Here is a 20,060-nt window from a genome sequence, read left to right on the forward strand (position 1 = left end):
CTTTGCAACCGTGCAGGAAGGATTATATAGAAAACCGCTGATGTTTTCACTCAAAGGTGATGTACTGGACAACCTTTTCAAGTTCCGGAAAAAGTTTTAAGAATTCATCTTTATTTTTAAACGGTCGTTTCAGGATTATGTCTGAAGCTGTTCTCTTTGATACCCCTGGTAAGAAAGAGATAAGTTTTAACGATGCTTTGTTTATGTTTAGCGGATAGGGGATTCCAATAACAGAGCGTTCTCTATGGCCTACAACGGCTATATCTATCATCGTTTTTAACGGGAGTTTTTCAGGAATTCTAATAAGTATCGGATACGTTGCAAGCTGCCTGCCGAGGGTGTGGCCGCCATCGTAAGCTTCAAGGAGAACATCTTTGATTATAGTGCCTGTTGGGAAGACCTTTTTCATCATGGGAAGTTCTATTTCTTCTTTTACAAACTGTTTGAACCTTTCAAACTCTTTCTTATACTTTGTTTTAGGTTTTTTTACCATATCTGCTATGTCTGTTCCTTCAAAGACCATAACCTGCCTTATGTTTATTCTTCTAAGGAGAAGTCCTTTATCCATAATTTTCTTCAGAAAGTTTCTATTTTTTTCAAATGTTTTTTTTGTTTCGCCGGGAAGTCCAACTAAAAAGTTTATTCCCGGAAGGAGCTTGTAGAGTCCATTTTTTCTCTCTTTAAATCCCCCTACTCGATTAACTATTTCTATCGCTTTTTCTATACCCTCTGGAGCCACCTTTAGGTTATTTTTCTCTATAACTGTCTCGTCCGCGCTTTCAAGTCCAAAAGCTGCCACATCACCTTCCGTATCGTAGGTAGCTATGCACTTTAAAGCCTTTTCCGACTCTTCAGGAAAGGCATCAATCGTTCCAGCGTTTACATTGTCTATGTGGAGTGTCTTTATATCGCCGATTTCCCTTATACGTGAAAACAGCGTGCATATAGCTTCCGGAGAGGGTTTTGTGAAATCGCTATCAGAGGGTTTCCCCAGGTAACCTAAAATGTTTGGTTGCCGTCCTATTCTGAAGAACTTAACGCCGCAGTTGAAAAGTTCTTTAATTTCCCTTTCTATCCCTTCAATCGTTCTAAATTCCGGATTACCGTAAAACTTTTCTGTACAGTAGGAACAGTGTTTCTTCCTTTCACAACCTCTATAGGTTTCTATTTCACATATGATGTATGGAAAGTTCGGATGTTCTTTTACTATAAACGCACCGGCAGGTGCTATCCTGTCTATTTCTTTAGCGGTTCTTTGAAATCTAACTGTTCCTTCGGGCAGTACCTTTTCGTTTAGAATATTTTCTGCAACGATAGCAGCAGCTGCCTCTATGTCGCCTTTTACTATGAGGTTGTAGCCTGAAAGGTCCAGCTTCCTTGCCAGTGTGCCACCTTTCATTGAAAAGCCAAACTGTAAAGGACCGCCTATTATGGTAAAAGAGGGAAGTTTCCCTATTTCTTCTATCTCTTTAGCTGTTATGGGGGTTCCACCAAGGTAGCGTCCAGGAACGGTTAAACCTGCAACGACAAACACAATGTCGGCCGTTGTTACCTTTTCCCTCTCTCTTTCGTCTTTTCTGAACCCGTCAATAGTCGTGTACGTGATACTCTCTTCCGGTATGCCGCAGTAAGTTAAGGCACCGGCGATATACCTTGGGTAGGTGGATAGGTATGGTGGAACGCCAAGGCATGTTGGTTCATCAACGTATCCGTCAAGAATTGCTATTTTCAACCTTGCTTTCCTTGTTGAGTATGTTGAAGAATACGGGTGATATGACGCCGGTAATTATAGCAAGTAGAATGAGGGCGGCTTCCTGATGGTGGTTTATCAGGTTCATAGCTTTTCCCATTTCTGCCGTAACAATTACAAGGGTTAGAGGAGCGGATAGGAGAAAGCCGGCCGATACGGATTTTTTAAGGTCAATTCCTGTAACTACAAGAAGCAGGGAAGGAAGAATTTTTGCTATGTAACTACCGGCCGTCAGGAGGCCTAAAAGGACAAGCAAATGTTCGTTTATGTGGGGCATCTGGAATTTGATGCCTACATATATGAAGAAGACAGGAATTAGAAATCCGAAAGAGATACCGGATAGCTTTTCTTCTATCTTTTCAGTGTTGGGAAATACAGTTGAGAAAATCATGCCGGCTATAAACGCACCCAGAATTGGTTCAACGTCAATGAGTGTTGCAAGTGCCGATAGTGCAAACATTATGGCCAGGCTTATTCTTGCACCTATTTCTGTTGGGTTCTTTTCAAAGTATATCTTAATTTCTTTTGGATACCACCACATTAAGCTTTTTAGAATCAGAAGTATGATTCTTGCAACGGTAAAGAAGACAATTAGCTGGGCTATTTTCATGAAAAAGAGAAGCCCGACCCCGAACTTAACTATAATGGAGTAGATTGTCAGAACAAAGATACTCAAAAATTCACCCACCGTGCCTGTGAGAAAGAGGATCTTTCCATAGTGTGTTGACAGTATGCCCTTTTCTCTCAGTACGGATACGACAATGCCAACGGAAACTGCTCCTATAGCTATGGAGATTATCGTTTTAAGGTGGAAAAATCTGCCAAAGAGAAAGGCGACGGCAAATATCAGAACGGGAACAAAAAATACGGTGAGCTTTTCTTTTAGTGTTAACTCTTTTATCTCTGTCAGTTTAACTTCAAGTCCTGCCATAAACATTAGAACGAGGAATCCAAAATTTGAAAGGAAATCAAGCCATTGAGACTGATGAATTAGATGGAGAAAGGAGTTGCCTAATATAATTCCGTAGATAACCTCACCAACTGCCACGGGTATCCTTAACATATTGCTGGCAAACGGTGCCAGGAAGATTCCCGATGTTAAAAGAACGATAGAAACTACAAGGTGCTTATCCATTATTCACCCACGCAGGTAAGTAGAGTTGAACACTTTGTTCTGTGGAGCATGTGGTAGGGCGGATACGGGCTGAACCAGTTTGTCTTTTTGCCCTTCCTCGCTCCCAAGATAACCAGGTCAAACTTTTTGCTGAGTTTAGCCACCTCCGATATAGGGTTCCCTTCCTTTACAATAAGATTGATTTCCTGCTTGTACAGGCTTGAAAACTTTGTAATTTTATCCTGGATAATTTTAATTTTTTCTTCCTCAAGAGAAGCATCGGTTGTTACATAGACTGCCGATATTTCTGCCTCAATCTGAAGAGCTATCTCTATACCAATCTCAAGGGCTCTATAACCGTTAAATGAGCCGGAAACAGGTACAAGAATTTTCTTATAAGGGGTTGTTCCTCTTCCTATAAGGACAGGTGAGAGTGTCTCTTCTGCTATTTCTACAGGTAATGTTTTAATTCCAAAATAGAGCGGCCACTCTTTGTAAAGGTCAGGCAGTATGATTATACCTATATCGTCATCTTTAACTTTTTCTGCGAATTCTTTTTCGCACAGTTTTAGCTGTTCTGCCTTGATAGTTTGGTCTGGCGCTTCTGTTTCAAAAATATGTTTTATGTTTGAAAATTCCGGAAAGCAGGTGAATATAGATACAGAGTTTATCTTTGTACTTTTGGCCATGAATGTACCGTCTTTCACGGCGCGCATGTTTATGTGATCATCTGATTTAACTAAAAGTGCCTCTTCAGCACCAAACTGAACGGGAAACTGGGCTTCACCGGAGCGGATAAGTCCTACAATATGTTTGAGAATTTTAGGTTCTCCTATAATTAAGACTTTGTCGCCGGGTTTTATTACAGTTTTCTTTGTTGGAAGCAGAAGCTTGTTATTTCTAAATATTGCAACTATTCTCCACCTTCTTGAAGTAAACTTGCTTACGGGGTAACCTACAAGCATTGATGTCGGTAGTATAGTTACTTCAACAATTTCACCTTTTCCAAGGCCGATGTTGGTTGCTGTAACTACACCTGAGGAAATTCTTCTCTCAAGTAAAGATGCAGTGGCGACAGCTTTATTTATACATTCTATGCCTTCGTGCTCAAACCATGCATCATGGTCTATGTGGTTTGATACGGCGTATATTGAAGGAACGTTGTGTTCTTTTGCTATTCGGCATGCTTCAAGGTTTGCCTCATCGTCACCGGTACATGCCACAAAAACTTTTGCATCTTCGAGTCCTGCTCTTTTGAGTATAAGTTTACTCGTTCCATCTCCCTGAATAAGGACAGTCCTGTTAAGAGCGCCGCTGTCTAAAAATTCAACTATCTGCTTTAGCTTGTTTTCATCGTTATCAATAATGGTTATGTACCATTCCTTTTTTATTCTTTTTATTAATTCTTTACCGACCTGACCGGCGCCGACAATGATGATTTTCACGTTTTCTCCCGTTCTTTTGTTATAACAATAATTTATCATAAGTTAAGAAGAATGGGGAGAGGGTTTGGTTAAAATTTAATAGTAATTATTATCAATAACAGCCTGAAGAAGCTTGACATATTAGTATGTTTTAATAAATTCAAGATGGAAACCAGAGGGAGGTAGATGGATGGAACTGCCGATACTTATACTGAATGATGTGAGGCTTGAAATAGAAGGAAAGCCGATTTTAAGGGGTGTTAACCTCCAGATTAAAAAAGGTGAAATTCATTCTATTCTGGGTCCCAACGGTGCTGGGAAGTCAACGCTGGCATCTTTAATAATGGGAATTAACGGCCTTAGATTTCCAACGTCCGGGGAAATAATTTTAGAAGATAAGATAATAAACGGTCTTTCAATATATGAAAGAGCAAAACTCGGAATTACACTTGCCTGGCAGGAGCCTGCAAGATTTGAAGGATTAACGGTTGAGGAGTATTTAAGGATTTCCGGCAGGAACAATCCTGATCTTGATGTTGAAAAGTGTCTTTTGGCGGTTGGACTTGATCCAAAACTTTACCTTAAAAGGTTTGTTGATACGTCTCTTTCCGGTGGAGAGAGAAAGAGAGTTGAGCTTGCTTCCGTTCTTGCGATGAGGCCTAAACTTGCGATCCTTGATGAGCCGGATTCCGGTATAGATTTTGCTTCAATGGAGGATATTGCCGGAATGATAAAGGCTTTAAGGGATAATGGTGCAACAGTTCTGATGATTACGCACAGGGAAGAGATAGCGGAAATTTCAGACAGGGCTTCTCTAATGTGTGAGGGAAGAATAGTTCAGACTGGTGAGCCGGGAGAGATAGGCAGGAAGTTTAAAAGCACGTGTCTTAAATGTGAAATAAGAAATCCCGAACTTTTTGGAGGGGAAGATGAATAATGATATTTTAAATACACTTGCGGGTAAGTTCAGACAGATAGGCTTTCCTTCTGAAATTATAGAACAGAGAAAACTTGGTCTGCTGGTTGATAGAAATAGGGTTCTTGTTAGAGAGCCGGCACCGGGTATTAGGCTTGAGGCAAAAGAAACGGAAAAAGGTGCTGAGGTAAAAGTTTATATTGAGCCGGGAACGAAAATAAAAGAGCCTGTTAATGTTTGCTTCACTATGGGTGAAGTTGGAGGTGAGCAGGAAATATCAACGGAGATTCTTGTTGGTGAGGACGCTGATGTTACGTTTAAGGTTTACGGCGTTGTTGCGGACGGTTTAACGGTAAACCACAGGGCAAGAACAAAGGTTATCGTTAAGAAAAATGCAAAGTTTGTTTACGATGATGAACACTACTATGGAGAAAATTCTTCTATCGTTTTAAGAAACTATACAGAGGCAGAGATAGAAGAGGGAGCTTACTATTTTTCTTCGTTTAAAAGAGCAAAGGGAAGAGTTGGAGATGCAGAGATAACTTTAAAGGCAACCGTTGGTGATAGGGCGACGGCGGTTTTTGAAACCAAGCTTCTTGGAAAGAAAGATGATAAAATAAAAGTGACCGATATTATCAATCTTGAAGGTGAAGAATCGAGGGGAATTTCAAAAAGCCGCATTATAGCCCTTGATAAAACGTACGCTGAGTTTGTAGGTGAAACTTACGGAAATGGTTCTTACAGCCGCGGACATATAGACTGTTCAGAAGTTATCAGGGGAAAAGACGTGGTTTTAAAAGCTGTTCCTATTGTTGTTGTAAACAACGAGACTGCAAAGGTTACTCATGAAGCGGCGATAGGAAGTCTTGATAAAAAGCAGCTTGAGACGCTTATGGCCAGGGGACTTTCCGAGGATGAAGCAGTTGACGTTATTGTCCAGGGAATGTTGAGGTAAATGAAAATCAGTTGCATTTAATGTGTTCTGGCATATATTTTAAATAGCAGATTAAAACCGTAATTAAAGGAGGAGAAGATGAAAGTTTTTGGTCCGGAGCCTGAAGGGAAAAGAAAACATACTCCTGTAATTGAAGCACCTGCAAAGGTAAAGAAAGGTGAATGGTTTGATGTTAAAGTTGTAGTTGGAAAAGACATTGCCCATCCGAACACCAAAGAGCACTGGATACAGTTTATTTCTCTTTGGGCTGATGATTTTATAGTTGGAAGAGTTACGCTTGAACCTGAAGTTGCTGCGTCAGAAGTTACATTTAAAGTTAAACTTGAAAAGGATGCAGTTTTAACAGCTCAGGCTTACTGCAACCTTCACGGTCTCTGGCACAGCGAAGAAGTTAAGGTGGAAGTTGAAGAGTGATTCAGCGGGGGAAATCCCCGCTTCTGTTTAAAAATGAGAGTAGGATATTTTGATTTTTCCCTTAATGAAAAGTTCAACTGCTTCCTCTATTGTATTTACCTCGGGGGGTATTCTGTAAACCGCAATTTTCTTCATTAAAAGTTTTAGAAATGGTGTTTCTGCTATCTCTTTTGTAAGCAGTCCTTCAATGCCGTTTTCACAGAGAAGGTCAGCGGCATTTTTTCCTTCCGTGCAGCCGATGCTGCATCCGCCGCAGGCATAGATATTCTTTATGACTTCTATTTTCCCGGTTTCAGTGTCAACTTTCAAAAATGCTGGAGATGTTCCAAAGGAATAAAGAAGCTTTTCTCCAGTTATGTCTGTAGGTATTGCGACTATCATTTTTTTCTCCTGTGAAAAAAGGTTTTTATAAAAAATAGATAGAAATAGTATTAACTTCCTTGACTTTAATCAAACATTCAAACTTGATTATTGTCTTTATATGCTTGACATTTTATTCTGCGGTCATTATACTATACCCCGTAGGGTATGCAAACTGGAGGAAAAGAATGATAAAATCCGACGTAAACGAGGAAAAGAAAAGAGTAATCCGGCGGTTAAGAAGAATAGAAGGACAGATCAGGGGACTTCAAAGAATGATAGAAGAGGGGGAACACTGTGAGGATGTTCTCATTCAGCTTTCGGCTGTTAAAAGTGCCATAGAATCTCTTTCTGTTGCAGTTATGGAATCCTATTTAAAACACTGTTTCGTTAAAGAAGGCATTATACATCCGGAAAAAAAACAGGAGCTTGAGCAGGCTCTTAAGGTTTTAAAACGTCTAAAGTAAAAGGAGGAAGAGATGAGTTACATCTCAGTTCTGAAGGAAACATTTAAGGAAAACTTTGCCAATGACAAATTAAATAAGATTGCCTACGGCCACGACCTTGGCGAATTCCCGCCTCCGGTAAAGAAAATGATGGGTATCAGGGAACCTGATGCCGTGGTCAGAATTTTGTCTGAGGATGACGCCAGAAAACTTATAGAGCTTTCTAAAAAATACGGCTTTCATATTGTTCCGAGAGCTAAAGCTTCTTCTGGTTACGGTGGCGTTTTACCCGTTACAGAGGATACCGTTGTTGCTGATCTTGCGTGGATGAAAGAGATAATAAAAATAGATAAAGAGAATCTCACTGCTACTGTTCAACCTGCAGTTGTCTGGAAGGAGCTTGACGAAGAGCTTAAAGCGAGAGGTTTAACGTTAAGGCTTTACCCTTCAAGCTATCCTTCTTCCACTGTTGGTGGATGGCTTGCTCAGGGTGGTGCAGGTATCGGTAGCTATGAGTACGGCTGGTTTAAAGAAAATGTTGTATCTGCGAGAGTGGTTCTGCCTAACGGGGAGGTTCGGGTTTTTGAAGGGCAGGAACTTCTTGATTATGTTGCCGATGCTGAAGGTATTACAGGAATTATTACAGAGATAACGATTAAAGTAAGGCCTCTTGAAGAAGAGAGAGTAAAGGTAATTGCCTTTGATGATGAAGATGGAATTGGTAATGCGATTAATTTCCTCTTTGACAATAATGTCCCCGTGTGGAGTGTGTCTTTTATAAACCCTGCGGCATGTCACGTTAAAAATATTTTTCCTCCTCCTGCGCCCCACGGACATCCAGAGCCCGAGCACAGACCGACACTTCCGGAGAAATACATGCTTATTCTTGCCTATCCTGCTTCAAGAGAGAAAGAGGTAGGTGCGGCGATTGATTACATGGTTCAAAACTTTAAGGGGGAAGTTCAGTCTGAAGAGATAGCTGAACATGAGTGGGAAGAAAGATTCAAACCTATGAAAGTAAAAAGACTCGGCCCTTCTGTTGTTCCAGCTGAAGTTGTTCTCCCTGCCAAGAATGTTGCTGAATTCCTCAAAAGGATAAAGAAAGAGATTAAGCATCCTGTTGTTTTTGAAGGGTTTACGGTTAAAGGAGGCACTGTTATTCTTCTTGGTTTTATACCTCACGACATGAGAAAGAAAGACTTCCAGTTTGTTTCCAGCCTTGGTGTTACCGTTTCAAAAATAGGGAAATCTCTCGGTGGTAGAGCAATTACTCCAGGTTACTACTTTGCCCATGAAGCTGAGAAGATTTTTGGTAAGGAGAGAATCCAGAAACTCAGGAAGTTTAAAAAGCAAATAGACCCTAAATCTCTTATGAACCCGTATAAAGTTGTTCAGGCAGGAAAACCTGCAAAAATAATGGCACTTGCAAATGCAACGGAACCGATTACAAAGGTTCTTGCCAACATGTCAAGTAAGTGTGACTTGAAGGAGCATTTTGAGAGTAAAAAGGGATTTCCCGGTGACATTCTCTGGTATGCTTACTCATGTACCCAGTGTGGTTACTGTGTTGACAACTGTACTCAGTACGGCGGGTATAAATGGGAATCAACGACACCAAGAAGTAAATGGATATTCTTAAGAGAGCTTGTAGAGGGAAGACTTGAGGAAAGTCAGGAGCTTGTTGACATATTCCTGGGCTGTACTCTCTGCAACTTCTGTGATATTGAGTGTCAGATAGATCTTCCTATTCTTCATGCGTGGGACAGGTTGAGAGAAAAATTTGTTCTTAAAGACAAATTTTCTGCTTTTCCTGCTCTTGAGGTTATGGCGGCCGGACTTAAAAAGGAGAACAACATCTGGGCGGGTCCTTCAAAAGAGAGAGATAAATGGATGCCGGAAGACCTTAAAAAGTACGTTGAGGAAAACAGAGGAAAGACAGACATCCTCTACTTTGCAGGATGCACCGCGGCTTATGTTGAGCCGGATGTCGGGATCGGTGCTATGAGACTTATGAAAGATGCGGGCATTAAGTTTACAAACTTTGGTAAGCAGGAGGCCTGCTGCGGTATTCCGATGGTTGTTGCAGGTAGAATGGATCTTGTTGAGAGAATGTTTGACCACCATACAAAACTTGCAAAGGAGATGGGAATAAAAACTATAGTTACTTCCTGTCCTTCCTGCTACAAAACATGGAAGATTTACTATCAGGAAATAGCGGAGAAAAAGGGAGTTGACTATCCTTTTGAAATAAAGCACTTTACAGAGCTTCTCGCAGATGCTGTTAAGGAAGGAAAGCTTGAATTTGAAAGAAAACCGAAAAATATAGATGTTGTTACGTATCATGACACGTGTAAACTCGGCAGGAGTATTCCTATTACAGAGCCGCCGAGGGAACTTCTTAAAGCAGTTCCGGGTATTAAGCTTGTTGAAATGAAACATAACAGGGATAAAACTCTCTGCTGTGGTGGTGCCGGAACGCTTGTTAAAAATCCTGAAGTTGCTCATAAAATTGGTCTTAAGAAGCTTAAAGAAGCAACAGATGCTGGAGCGGATACTCTTACGACAATCTGTCCTTGTTGTGAATTTAAGATGAGGGTGGATAGAGACTACCTTGTTGAGAAAGGAAAGTTACCTGAACTTCAAATTGTTGATCTTGCTGCTCTTCTTGCCGATGCTAAAGGTTACGACCTTAAAAGTCCTGAGCCGTGGGTTAGAGAGCTCTGGGGGACATTTGAGGCTATGATAGCGATAATGGATCCTCCTGGTATGGCAAGATTTATGGCTGACTATCTTCCTGAGATGATAGATGCGATGCCTGAACCATACAGGGGTATGATGAAGTTCATGATGTCTGCACCGATGGCTGTGAGAAAAGCCATGTTTGCAGCTATGAAACCGATGATGCCAAAGCTATTCCCGTCAATGCTTGATGAGATGATGCCAAAGCTTCTTCCGATATTCCTTAAGGGTATGGAAGAGAGAATACCGATGCCTGACTTTTTAAAGAAGGAAATGCCGGATTTAATGCCGGAAGTAATGAAAAATTACATGTCAGGTCATTTACCTCAGATTATCAAACATTTTATGCCTTACATGGAAAGATACATCATGACAGGTAAAGCTTAATAAACGTCCCCCTATTGGGGGACTTTAAAACTTAACTTTTCTGGAGGGAAACATGAGAAGGAAACTTCTAACACTGCTTGCAGTAGCTGTGGTAGCAGGGGGAATGACTCAAACAGCATTTGCTACCAACGGTGACGACATGATTGGGGTATCACCTGTATCAAGAGCGATGGGTGGTATCGGTGTAGGTATGCCGATATGTGCTACAGATGCTCTCTACAGAAACCCTGCATGGATGTCGAAATCTAAAAATTTTGAAGTTAGCTTTGGTTCAACGCTTTTTATGCCTGATGTAAAGATAACCGCTACTATGGGAAATGCCACTTTAGCAGATGAAACCAGCAAAGCAGACACATTTGTAATTCCTGAGTTTGCGATTACACAGAGACTTAGTGATAAACTCGTTTTAGGTGTTGGTGCTTTTGGTGTTTCTGGTATGGGAACAGATTACAGAAATGCAAATGACCCTGCTGGAGTTTTACAGTCAACAAATACCAACTTTTCTTTTATGAGAATGATGCCGGGTATTTCTTATCAGCTAACGGATAATATTGCTCTTGGTGCGGCTGTCCATATGACATGGGGTTCTCTTGATATGGGGCAGGGATTTTCTCAGGATTTTGGTATTGGAGCAAGCCTTGGTCTTTCTTACGAAACAAATATGTTTACGGCAGGTTTCTCATATATGTCTCCTGTGAAAATGACTTACAAAAGGGTGTATGATTCAAATGGTGATGGAACATTTGAAGACATGAAACTTGAGCAGCCTCAGGAAGTTGCCGCTGGTGTCGGTGTTAGGCCCATTGATGGATTAAAGGTTGGTTTTGATGTTAGATGGATTAACTGGGCTGGTGCTGACGGATACAAACAGTTTGGCTGGAACAATCAGGTTGTTTACGCTTTAGGTGCTGAGTATCAGGCAACAGAGGCTTTAACTTTAAGAGCCGGTTTTAACTATGCTAAGAGTCCTCTTGATGATTACACTGCAACAGCAGCTTCGTTTGCACCGAGTGTAAATATTCCCGATTTTGCTGTTCCTTTCCCGGAATATAATGTTGCTGCTCTTAATGCCCTTGGATTTCCTGCCATTACAGAAACGCACCTTACACTTGGTGCGGGATATAAGTTTACCAAGCATTTTGCAGTTAATGTAGCTTACGTTCACGCGTTTGAAGGTGATTTTAAAGTTGAAGATACCACTGGTTTGGCTCCAACCTATGAAGCTAAAAATTCTCAGGACAGCGTATCCATGGGTCTCCACTGGAACTTTTAATCCTGCGGAACCTCCCTCCTTTTCTTCTGGAACCCTCCCTTCGGGGAGGGCTTTTTTTGGCAATGAGTGATTCTGCTGTTCTATTAACTTTCAGAATTTCTCTTTTGGCTTTAAGTGTAATTTCTTCCTGTTTTCCTGAGTATGTTTTCCGTCACCCTGAGCGTTAGCGAAGGGTCTATGAAACTTTTCAGTAACGGTAGAGAGAACTTGATTTAATTATCGCTTAACTTCTTCAGCATTTCTAAAACCTTCTCAACATGTCCTTTGACTCTTACGTTTTTCCATACATGTACCACTTTTCCTTCAGGATCTATTAAATAGGTTGTTCTTACCACACCGTAATACTCTTTACCGAATCTTTTCTTGAGTTTCCATACTCCGTATTCTTCAATTACTTTATGTTCCGGATCACTTAGAAGTGTTACTTTGAGATTTTTCTTCTCTTTAAATTTTCTGTGGCTTTCCACAGAATCGGGACTTATACCTACGACTTCCGCGTTTAGCTTTTTAAATTCGTCTAACTTTTCAGTGAATCCTTCTGCCTCTTTTGTACATCCTGGTGTATTATCTTTTGGATAAAAATAGAGAACAACCCATTTCCCTTTAAAGTCTTTTAAGCAGGTCTCTTTTCCCGTGTCGTCTTTTAAGCAAAAACCTGGTGCTATTTTCCCTGGTTCTACCATTGATTCCTCCTGTGAATTTCGGTTCGTCATCTTAAAATATAGGTGAATTTTTTAGACGCTGGTAGAATTTTTAAGATGGGTAGTTAAGTTAAAGTGAAAAAAGGGGGGTAGTACTCCCCCCTCAAAATCATGGAAGTTTATGTTAGCTCTTTTTCCTTCTATAGATGTAATAGACGCCACCTGCAAGGATAATAGGTGTGAATATCATTCCAAGTCCGAACGCTACTGCCGGAAAGTGACCATATCCGAGTTCTACGAGCGGGAGTCTGTGCTCTGACCACCATGGACCATGACAGTCAAGACAGTGGAGAGCTTTTTCTTTTGGTAGAACACCATGGTTGAGCTGGAAGTACCTTGAGATTTCAACAAAGCTTTTTCCATCCCAGTACAGTCCTGCCGCTTTGGCGCCTGCTTTTATAGCTTTATCCCTGTTTCCGGTTGCAAAAATGATTCCTACCTTTATAGGTATTGGGACATTGTGCTTTGTATCATATGGAACAATGGCATAGTGATATTTAAATGGATAAATTTTTCCATCTTCCATGTTGCCCACAGGTTCTGTAAAGGAGATTTTTCCTAAAACGCCTTCAACGCCTTCGTCAGGTTTTTCAAGCTTGGCCGGATTGAGCTTGCCGTTAACAGTTGGAAGATAGAGTTTTCTTTTACCGTTCCACCACGCATATTCTGGAATGATGTTTTCTTTAATCTCCCTCTCCTCTCCCCATTTAACACCTTCAAATTTAATTTTACGCCAGTCTCTGTGGAGTTCGCTCTTGTGAATTACAGGTATATGACATGTTTGACATGCTATATGTTCTGTATGGAAGTGTTCTATGAACCAGCCTGTTACGCCTTTATGGGGATGTTTATGGCAATCGGTACATGAAACCGGTTTTGCTTCTCTTGAAAAAGTATCAACGCCGACAGTTCCAACCTTGTGATTTCTGAATGCATGACAGTCAACACAGTCCATACCAGCAGCCATGTGGACATCTATATCTTTCGTTACTTTTTTTGTGAAGAGGGCAGATGAAAGATTTGGACGTTTGACGCCATCTCCACCACCTGAAAAGGCGTGACAGAGAAGGCATACATCTTTGGAAGGTTTTGCCATTATTTTTGATGCCACCTTTTGAAGGTCAATATTTGCCTCATAGTGCCATGTGCCGTTTTCATTCACGGGAACTTTCAGTCCTGTTTTGACACCTTTTCCACCGCCGTATCCTGCAAGGTGACATACGAGACAATCAATATCGGCTGCAGCCTCTTCAAACGTCATGTCCGGTCTGCCGGGTTTACCCATGCTGACACCGTGACACATAGAACATCCGCTCATCAGTAATTTGCCGTTTATCTTATCTTCGTGTCCCGGCGGTGCTTTTTTAAGCATTACCTTTCCAATCCAGTTGACAGTTTTTGTTGTATTCCAGAAGATAGCCATACAGTAGTCGTTATAGTTGTGCCTTCCGCCGCCTTTAGGGTTGTGCAAGTTCACAACATCCTTTTCGTCATTGCTCATCTGGAAGTGGTAAGAGTGAAAAACGTCTTCCACTTCTTTCTTGTGGCACGGAAGGCAGCTTTTTGCCCCTTCGTACTTTGTCCTTCCCAGCATTTTAAAGACTTCTGTGTGGTCTGCGTACCTGTTCTCTGCATCGGTGAACAGGCTTCTCCTTACAGCTGCGTGCCCGGCACCCGTAATTAACATAAAGCCGGCAGTAATAAGGGTGCACGTCTTTAGGGCCCTTTTCATGCTTGCCTCCTTATAATTTGTTTAGGTGAATATCTTAATAAGTAGTATATATTTCCGATAGATGTATGTCAATTCTTTCATAAAAAAACATAATAGATGCTGAATAAAATAGTAATCAAGAAATCAAGAGAAAAAGAGATTTAGAAAAAGATGTAACTTTTTGATATAAAAGTAAAACCGAAGTAGCACCAAATCTATATTAGATACCACTAATATAAGAAAGTATTGACTTGTCCGAAAGAGACTCTTATAATCAGATTACAGTATTGTCCAATCCAAGAAAAGGAGGGTTTAAACATGGACAGAAACATGTTCACGGGGGGATTTCCAGGAACAATCTCCCGTCGTGGTTTCTTGCGTGCTTGTGCTATAGCCACAGCGGCTATGGGGCTTCCAATGGAAATGGTATCAAAGGTGGCTGAAGCTGCAGAAGACCCTAAGAGACCGAGAGTCGTTTGGCTTCATTTTCAGGAGTGTACAGGATGCTCCGAGTCTCTCTTGAGGGCTTCACATCCAGACCTTGCTACCTTAATACTTGACCTCATTGATCTTCAGTATCATGAAACTCTTATGGCTGGTGCAGGACCTCAGGCTGAAGAAGCTTTTGAAAAGGCTATTGAAGAGCCAAACTACATTCTTGTGGTTGAGGGTTCTATCCCAACCGGTGACTGTGAAGATTTCTGTATGATTGGTGGCCACTCTGCTGCTCATAACCTTAAGAGAGCCGCAAAGAACGCTCTTGCAATTATTAACATCGGTACATGTTCAGCTTATGGTGGTCTTCCTGCTGCAAGACCGAATCCAACAAAGGCAGTTGGAACCGGTGATATTATTAAGGATAAGCCAATTCTTAACATACCTGGTTGTCCACCTAACCCACACAACTTCCTTTCTGCGGTTCTTTACTTCCTCACATTTAAGAAGCTTCCTCCAACAGATATTTACGGAAGGCCACTCTTTGCTTACGGAAGGAGAATTCACGATCACTGTGAAAGAAGACCTCATTTTGACGAAGGAAGATATGTTGAGCAGTTTGGTGATGAGGGACACAGGCGTGGTTACTGTCTCTATAAGATGGGATGTAAAGCTCCAGAAACATTCTCTAACTGCTCAATAATCAGATTTAATGATGTTGAAGTATGGCCTGTTTCCGTTGGTAACGGTTGTTACGGATGTACAGAGCCGAATTTCTGGGATACTATGACACCATTCCACGAAAGATTACCAGGTGTAAGCTTACCTGTTAATGGTGGAATAATTGCAAATGCCACAAACATTGGTAAGAAGGCTCTTGGCATAACAGCAGCAGCTCTTGCTATCCACGCTGGTATTGGTGTTGCTAAAAGTTTGGCAAAAGGCAAAAAAGAGGAAGAATAAATTTTAAATAAAACCCCAGACGGAGGTTAAACTATGGCTAAGAGAGTAGTTGTTGACCCTATTACGAGAATTGAGGGTCACTTACGTATAGAGGTTGCGGTAGAAAACGGCAGAATTAAAGATGCTGTTTCTTCTGCTCAGATGTGGAGAGGTCTTGAAAACATCCTTATTGGAAGAAAGGCAGATGATGCCTGGATGTTTGCTCAGAGAACTTGCGGTGTTTGTACAACAGTTCACGCTATTGCGTCTGTTAGATCGGTTGAAAATGCTCTTAAGCTTGAAATTCCTTACAACGCACAGATGGTAAGAAACATTATTATTGCTGCTCATGCACTTCAGGATCACATTGTTCACTTCTATCATCTTTCTGCTCTAGACTGGGTTGATATTGTTTCAGCTCTCAAGGCAGATCCAAAGAAAGCTGCAGCAATAGCAGACAGCTATCAGAACTGGAAACTCAACGGTGATTCTGTATTCAGGGCAGTTCAGGAAAAACTCAAGAAATTTGCAGCTTCAGGGCAGCTTGGCCCATTTGCAAGTGGTTACTGGGGACACCCGGCAATGATACTTCCACCGGAAGTAAACCTCATTGCCGTTACCCACTATCTCCAGGCTCTTGACTTCCAGAGAAAGGCATGTCAGGCAATTGCTATTCTTGGTGGTAAGAACCCACACATCCAGAACCTTGCAGTTGGTGGTGTTTCTACAGCTATCAATCCTGACAATGTGGCTACACTTAACATGGAAAGACTTGAGTACATTAAAACACTTCTTGATGATGTCAAAGATTTTGTTCAGAACTGCTATCTTCCTGATGTTATTGCTATTGCATCTTTCTACAAAGACTGGCTCGCTTACGGTAAGACAGGTGAATACTACCTTGCTGTTCCTGATCTTCCTCAGGATACAAAAGGAGAAACATTTGACCTTCCAGGTGGAACGGTAGTTAACAACAAGGTTACACCTATTAAGAGCTTCTACGATCCATACTTTATTAATAACGTTGCTGAAAACATTACTCACGCCTGGTACGACGGTGACTGGACAAGGCATCCCTGGGAAGAAGAGACAGTTCCTAAGTACACCGGCTTTAAGTCTGACGGAACGGTTGATGAGAATGGTAAATACTCCTGGTCTAAGGCACCAAGATTTAAGGTTAATGGTGAATATGTTCCTATGGAAGTTGGTCCTCTTTCTCAGGTTCTTGCGGGATATCTTCAAGGGCATGCTCTTACTAAGAAATGGGCTGACTACGCACTGAACCAGCTCAGCAGCATGGCTGGAACAAAGGTTACAATTGAAAACCTCAAGTCAACACCGGGTCGCCACCTTGCGAGAGCAATCAGAGCTGCAATGATGGCAGACCTTGCTATCAAGCAGTGGGAGCAGCTTGTTAACAATATCGGAAGAGGTGATCTTGAAATCTTCAATCCACCATCCTATCCGCAGGGAGAAATTAGAGGTTGCGGATTCCATGAAGCACCTCGTGGTGTTCTCTCTCACTGGTGTGTTGTTCACAATGGTGGCATTCTTAAAAATTATCAGGAAGTTGTTCCTTCTACATGGAATGCTGGTCCAAGAGATAGTAAGGGACAGAGAGGACCATACGAAAATGCTCTTATCGGTAATCCAATTGCCGATCCTGAGAAACCTCTTGAAGTTCTCAGAACTGTTCACTCATTTGACCCATGTATCGCATGTGCTGTTCACATGATTGATCCAGAGGGTAAGGAAATAGTTAAAGTTAAAGCTCTGTAATTTGTGGGGGCTTTTGCCCCCTTAACTTCCTCAAGGAGGGAACTAATGGCAGGTCATGGAAAAGATTATGAAAAGGTGTATGTTTGGAGCGTCCTGCTCAGGGTTTACCACTGGGTGTTTGCTCTTTCCATATTTGTCCTGATTGCCACGGGCCTTTACATAGATTGGCCGTGGACAAATACATGGATGGAAGGAAGCCATCAGTGGCCTATGGCTATGGCTAGATACATTCACTATGTTGCAGGAATGCTCTTTACAATGGCTGTTATTACAAGAATTTACCTGTGGTTTTTCGGTAATAAGCATGAAAAGGTGTGGGACTTTGCTCCTATTACGCCGAGGAATATTAAGAACATGATAACTACATCCTTTTACTATGCTTACCTTACTGACAGCCACGAGCACAGAACAGGTCACAACGCTATGGCAGGTATGTCATACGTTATGACTATTTTCCTAGCAGTGGTTCAGTTTATTACAGGTTTCTACCTCCTCTATCCTGAAAACAGTTTCTTTGTAAGCCTCGGTTCTATTTTTGGGACTCAGCAAACTGCAAGATTTATTCACCACATTCTCAACTGGTATTTCGCAATCTTTGCGCTTGTTCACATCTACATCGCTTCCTGGAATGATATTAGAAATCCTGAGGGACTTATATCGTCTATCTTCTCAGGGTATAAGTTCTTCCCTAAGGATCATCACTGATTGCTGAAAGTGGTATATAATAAGGGGGGAGATTTTTCTCCCCCTTATTTTTTTGGTGGTTTTACTAAAGGGGAGAGACCCTTTTGGTAAGACTATCAACTTTTAAAGGAGAGAGCATGGAAAAGATTGGCATAATGGGTGTTGGCAACATCCTTCTTGGTGATGAGGGTTTTGGTGTTCATTTTATAGAGTACTTTAAAAAGCGGTATGATGTTCCGGAGAATGTTGAACTTATAGATGGTGGAACGGCTGGAATATTTCTTTCACCTTTGATAGATTACATAAAAAAGCTCATAATAATAGATGTTGTAGCTGTTGATGCAGAGCCCGGTTCTCTCTTTACTTATGATAAAGAGGATTTTTATATAGATAATCTTCCTCTTAAGCTTTCTCCCCACCAGATAGGACTCCAGGAGGTTTTACTGCTTAACGATATAAAAGGTTCATGTCCTGAATATGTGAAACTTATAGGTGTTGTTCCTGCGTCTCTTGAGCCTGATACAGAGCTTTCACCTATTTTAAAAGAGAAACTTAAAGATGTTGAAAAACTTGTGATAGAAGAACTTGAGGCTCTTGGGGTTAAAGTTAAACCAAAGGCAGCATCTGGCGAGGAAGAGCGGATATGGTGGGAAAGGGATAAAAAGGAGGTTTAGTATGTGCGTTGGCGTACCTATGAAGATAGTGGAGATAAACTATCCTATGGCTGTTGCAGAAGCAAAAGGTGTTAAGAGGAATATAAATTTGATGCTTATTCCCGAAGATGAGGTTAAGGTTGGGGATTATGTAATGGTTCATGTTGGTAGCGCCATAGAGGTTATAAGTGAAGAAGCGGCTAGCGAAATATGGGAAGCATTAGATGAGCTTATTGAATTTATGGATCAGGAGACTGGCTGATGCACGAAACCTCTCTTGTAATGGGAATGTTTGATAACATCGTGAAGGTTGCAGAAAAAGAGAATGCCAAAAAGGTTTTAAAGGTCAGAGTAAAAATAGGGAAATTGGCAGGTGTTGTGATAGATTCTTTCATTTTTGCCTTTGACTCTTTGAAAGGTGAGTATCCTTATATGAAGGACGCAGTTTTGGAGATAGTGGAAGTTCCTGCTGTTTACAGGTGTTTTGACTGCGGTGAAGAGTTTGAAGTTGATAACGCCTATTTCCCTGAATGTCCAAAGTGCGGTTCTTTAAATGTTATGATGATTTCTGGAGAGGAGTTAGAAGTTGTTGATATAGAGATTGATGTTTAGGAGGAGATTATGTGTGACGTTTGCGGGTGTGGAACGCCTTCTCACGAACATGAACATACTCATGAGCACAGCCATGAAAGTGTCAAAACCGTTAGGCTTGAAGAGAGTCTTTTTAAGCAGAATGATAAATATGCTGAGGAGAACAGAAAGCATTTTGACGAGAAAAATCTACTTGCTATTAATCTGATAAGCTCTCCCGGTTCAGGTAAAACGACACTTCTTGAAAAGACGGTTGAGAGGTTGAAGAATGAGTTTACTATTGGTGTCCTTGAGGGAGACATTGAGACAGAGAGGGATGCTGAAAGGGTAAGGGCTAAGGGCGCTTACGCTGTTCAGCTTACGACAGGAGGTGCCTGTCATTTAGAGGCGCCCCTTGTTCATAAAGGGTTTCACGCTCTTGAGCATCAGCTTGAAGGGAAAGAACTTGACGTTCTCTTTATAGAGAACGTTGGAAACCTTGTTTGTCCAACCTCTTTTGACCTTGGCGAGCATGTTAGGGTGGTTCTGGTTTCTGTGCCGGAAGGTCCTGATAAACCTGCCAAGTATCCAAAAGCTTTTAAAACTTCAGATGTTTTTATAATTTCGAAAATAGATCTTCTTCCCTACTTTGATTTTGATATTGAAAAGGTGAAAAAAGAAGCTCTTTCTCTCAACCCAAAACTTAAGATTTTCACAATTTCGACGGTTACCGGTGAAGGGCTTGATGAGTGGATTGAATATTTGAAAGAGCTTATAAAAAATAAGAAAGGCGTTTAAGGTGAAGGG

The 20,060-nt window shown here is 41.3% G+C and carries 19 protein-coding genes; 13 read left to right on the forward strand and 6 right to left on the reverse strand.

Translation table 11 applies throughout. The features are described 5' to 3' along the window. Positions 1-46 precede the first annotated feature (46 nt). Genes H153_RS0100165 through H153_RS0100175 form a run of 3 tightly spaced genes read right to left on the reverse strand, consistent with a single transcriptional unit; the run spans position 47 to position 4,309 of the window. Positions 47-1,732, reverse strand: a complete 1,686-nt coding sequence (locus tag H153_RS0100165) for a radical SAM protein (protein WP_022846108.1) — start codon at positions 1,730-1,732, stop codon at positions 47-49. Beyond that, on the reverse strand, positions 1,713-2,885 hold the full coding sequence (locus H153_RS0100170) for a cation:proton antiporter (protein ID WP_022846109.1): 1,173 nt from the start codon (positions 2,883-2,885) through the stop codon (positions 1,713-1,715). The genes H153_RS0100165 and H153_RS0100170 overlap by 20 nt, the downstream gene beginning before the upstream one ends. Beyond that, complete coding sequence (locus tag H153_RS0100175; protein ID WP_022846110.1) at positions 2,885-4,309, reverse strand: NAD-binding protein; 1,425 nt, start codon at positions 4,307-4,309, stop codon at positions 2,885-2,887. Before H153_RS0100175 ends, H153_RS0100170 begins: the two co-directional genes overlap by 1 nt. 169 nt (positions 4,310-4,478) lie before the next feature. On the opposite strand from H153_RS0100175, the gene H153_RS0100180 reads away from it, so the two are divergent. The 3 genes from H153_RS0100180 (at position 4,479) to H153_RS0100190 (ending at position 6,573) form a co-directional block, all read left to right on the forward strand. After that, positions 4,479-5,225, forward strand: a complete 747-nt coding sequence (locus H153_RS0100180) for an ABC transporter ATP-binding protein (RefSeq protein WP_022846111.1) — start codon at positions 4,479-4,481, stop codon at positions 5,223-5,225. Then, a complete protein-coding gene (locus H153_RS08800; RefSeq protein ID WP_022846112.1) occupies positions 5,218-6,159 on the forward strand; it encodes a SufD family Fe-S cluster assembly protein in 942 nt (313 codons plus the stop codon). Before H153_RS0100180 ends, H153_RS08800 begins: the two co-directional genes overlap by 8 nt. A 78-nt stretch (positions 6,160-6,237) precedes the next feature. Continuing rightward, positions 6,238-6,573, forward strand: a complete 336-nt coding sequence (locus H153_RS0100190; RefSeq protein WP_022846113.1) for a class II SORL domain-containing protein — start codon at positions 6,238-6,240, stop codon at positions 6,571-6,573. Positions 6,574-6,600: 27 nt separating this feature from the next. Here H153_RS0100190 and H153_RS0100195 read toward each other — a convergent pair whose 3' ends face one another. Further along, complete coding sequence (locus tag H153_RS0100195) at positions 6,601-6,954, reverse strand: NifB/NifX family molybdenum-iron cluster-binding protein (RefSeq protein WP_022846114.1); 354 nt, start codon at positions 6,952-6,954, stop codon at positions 6,601-6,603. A gap of 167 nt (positions 6,955-7,121) precedes the next feature. Here H153_RS0100195 and H153_RS0100200 point away from each other — a divergent pair, with 167 nt between their 5' ends. The 3 genes from H153_RS0100200 to H153_RS0100210 are packed head-to-tail and all read left to right on the forward strand — an operon-like array spanning position 7,122 to position 11,778. Further along, a complete protein-coding gene (locus H153_RS0100200) occupies positions 7,122-7,400 on the forward strand; it encodes a metal-sensitive transcriptional regulator (protein ID WP_022846115.1) in 279 nt (92 codons plus the stop codon). Positions 7,401-7,412: 12 nt separating this feature from the next. Then, positions 7,413-10,505: an FAD-binding and (Fe-S)-binding domain-containing protein gene (locus H153_RS08805; protein WP_022846116.1), complete on the forward strand. Its 3,093-nt coding sequence runs from the start codon at positions 7,413-7,415 to the stop codon at positions 10,503-10,505. 52 nt (positions 10,506-10,557) lie between these two features. Further along, positions 10,558-11,778 (forward strand): outer membrane protein transport protein, encoded by a 1,221-nt coding sequence (locus H153_RS0100210; protein ID WP_022846117.1) that lies wholly within the window; start codon positions 10,558-10,560, stop codon positions 11,776-11,778. Between the two features lie 212 nt (positions 11,779-11,990). Here the strand turns inward: H153_RS0100210 and bcp are convergent, their stop codons facing one another. Continuing rightward, positions 11,991-12,461, reverse strand: a complete 471-nt coding sequence (gene bcp / locus H153_RS0100220; protein WP_022846119.1) for a thioredoxin-dependent thiol peroxidase — start codon at positions 12,459-12,461, stop codon at positions 11,991-11,993. 142 nt (positions 12,462-12,603) lie between these two features. Continuing rightward, positions 12,604-14,211: a multiheme c-type cytochrome gene (locus H153_RS0100225; RefSeq protein WP_022846120.1), complete on the reverse strand. Its 1,608-nt coding sequence runs from the start codon at positions 14,209-14,211 to the stop codon at positions 12,604-12,606. A gap of 297 nt (positions 14,212-14,508) precedes the next feature. Here H153_RS0100225 and H153_RS0100230 point away from each other — a divergent pair, with 297 nt between their 5' ends. From H153_RS0100230 to hypB, 7 genes are all read left to right on the forward strand, one after another. Next, positions 14,509-15,588: a hydrogenase small subunit gene (locus H153_RS0100230; RefSeq protein ID WP_022846121.1), complete on the forward strand. Its 1,080-nt coding sequence runs from the start codon at positions 14,509-14,511 to the stop codon at positions 15,586-15,588. 33 nt (positions 15,589-15,621) lie between these two features. Next, positions 15,622-17,346 carry a nickel-dependent hydrogenase large subunit gene (locus tag H153_RS0100235; RefSeq protein ID WP_022846122.1) on the forward strand — a complete coding sequence of 575 codons (1,725 nt, stop codon included), beginning with the start codon at positions 15,622-15,624 and terminating at the stop codon, positions 17,344-17,346. Between the two features lie 45 nt (positions 17,347-17,391). Beyond that, positions 17,392-18,051, forward strand: coding sequence for a Ni/Fe-hydrogenase, b-type cytochrome subunit (gene cybH / locus H153_RS0100240; RefSeq protein ID WP_022846123.1), 660 nt, complete (start codon positions 17,392-17,394; stop codon positions 18,049-18,051). A gap of 116 nt (positions 18,052-18,167) precedes the next feature. Further along, complete coding sequence (locus tag H153_RS0100245; protein ID WP_022846124.1) at positions 18,168-18,704, forward strand: HyaD/HybD family hydrogenase maturation endopeptidase; 537 nt, start codon at positions 18,168-18,170, stop codon at positions 18,702-18,704. A gap of 1 nt (position 18,705) precedes the next feature. Then, a complete protein-coding gene (locus tag H153_RS0100250) occupies positions 18,706-18,945 on the forward strand; it encodes a HypC/HybG/HupF family hydrogenase formation chaperone (protein ID WP_022846125.1) in 240 nt (79 codons plus the stop codon). Next, entirely contained in the window at positions 18,945-19,295 is a 351-nt protein-coding gene (locus H153_RS0100255; RefSeq protein ID WP_022846126.1) for a hydrogenase maturation nickel metallochaperone HypA, read from the forward strand. Before H153_RS0100250 ends, H153_RS0100255 begins: the two co-directional genes overlap by 1 nt. Positions 19,296-19,304: 9 nt before the next feature. Next, the gene (gene hypB, locus H153_RS0100260) at positions 19,305-20,051 is read left to right on the forward strand and encodes a hydrogenase nickel incorporation protein HypB (protein WP_022846127.1); all 747 of its coding nucleotides are present in this window, start codon (positions 19,305-19,307) and stop codon (positions 20,049-20,051) included. The last annotated feature ends 9 nt before the right edge of the window (positions 20,052-20,060 follow it).

The sequence above is a fragment of the Desulfurobacterium sp. TC5-1 genome (assembly GCF_000421485.1).
GTDB lineage: Bacteria > Aquificota > Aquificia > Desulfurobacteriales > Desulfurobacteriaceae > Desulfurobacterium_A.

What these genes read in the sequence shown, in the direction of transcription:
- H153_RS0100225 (WP_022846120.1), bottom strand. Translation starts at nt 14,211, where the DNA reads ATGAAAAGGGCCCTAAAGACGTGCACCCTTATTACTGCCGGCTTTATG.
- H153_RS0100245 (WP_022846124.1), top strand. Translation starts at nt 18,168, where the DNA reads ATGGAAAAGATTGGCATAATGGGTGTTGGCAACATCCTTCTTGGTGAT.
- H153_RS0100210 (WP_022846117.1), top strand. Translation starts at nt 10,558, where the DNA reads ATGAGAAGGAAACTTCTAACACTGCTTGCAGTAGCTGTGGTAGCAGGG.
- H153_RS08805 (WP_022846116.1), top strand. Translation starts at nt 7,413, where the DNA reads ATGAGTTACATCTCAGTTCTGAAGGAAACATTTAAGGAAAACTTTGCC.
- H153_RS0100195 (WP_022846114.1), bottom strand. Translation starts at nt 6,954, where the DNA reads ATGATAGTCGCAATACCTACAGACATAACTGGAGAAAAGCTTCTTTAT.
- H153_RS0100230 (WP_022846121.1), top strand. Translation starts at nt 14,509, where the DNA reads ATGGACAGAAACATGTTCACGGGGGGATTTCCAGGAACAATCTCCCGT.
- cybH (WP_022846123.1), top strand. Translation starts at nt 17,392, where the DNA reads ATGGCAGGTCATGGAAAAGATTATGAAAAGGTGTATGTTTGGAGCGTC.
- H153_RS0100190 (WP_022846113.1), top strand. Translation starts at nt 6,238, where the DNA reads ATGAAAGTTTTTGGTCCGGAGCCTGAAGGGAAAAGAAAACATACTCCT.
- H153_RS0100200 (WP_022846115.1), top strand. Translation starts at nt 7,122, where the DNA reads ATGATAAAATCCGACGTAAACGAGGAAAAGAAAAGAGTAATCCGGCGG.
- H153_RS0100170 (WP_022846109.1), bottom strand. Translation starts at nt 2,885, where the DNA reads ATGGATAAGCACCTTGTAGTTTCTATCGTTCTTTTAACATCGGGAATC.
- H153_RS08800 (WP_022846112.1), top strand. Translation starts at nt 5,218, where the DNA reads ATGAATAATGATATTTTAAATACACTTGCGGGTAAGTTCAGACAGATA.
- H153_RS0100250 (WP_022846125.1), top strand. Translation starts at nt 18,706, where the DNA reads ATGTGCGTTGGCGTACCTATGAAGATAGTGGAGATAAACTATCCTATG.
- H153_RS0100180 (WP_022846111.1), top strand. Translation starts at nt 4,479, where the DNA reads ATGGAACTGCCGATACTTATACTGAATGATGTGAGGCTTGAAATAGAA.
- bcp (WP_022846119.1), bottom strand. Translation starts at nt 12,461, where the DNA reads ATGGTAGAACCAGGGAAAATAGCACCAGGTTTTTGCTTAAAAGACGAC.
- hypB (WP_022846127.1), top strand. Translation starts at nt 19,305, where the DNA reads ATGTGTGACGTTTGCGGGTGTGGAACGCCTTCTCACGAACATGAACAT.
- H153_RS0100255 (WP_022846126.1), top strand. Translation starts at nt 18,945, where the DNA reads ATGCACGAAACCTCTCTTGTAATGGGAATGTTTGATAACATCGTGAAG.
- H153_RS0100235 (WP_022846122.1), top strand. Translation starts at nt 15,622, where the DNA reads ATGGCTAAGAGAGTAGTTGTTGACCCTATTACGAGAATTGAGGGTCAC.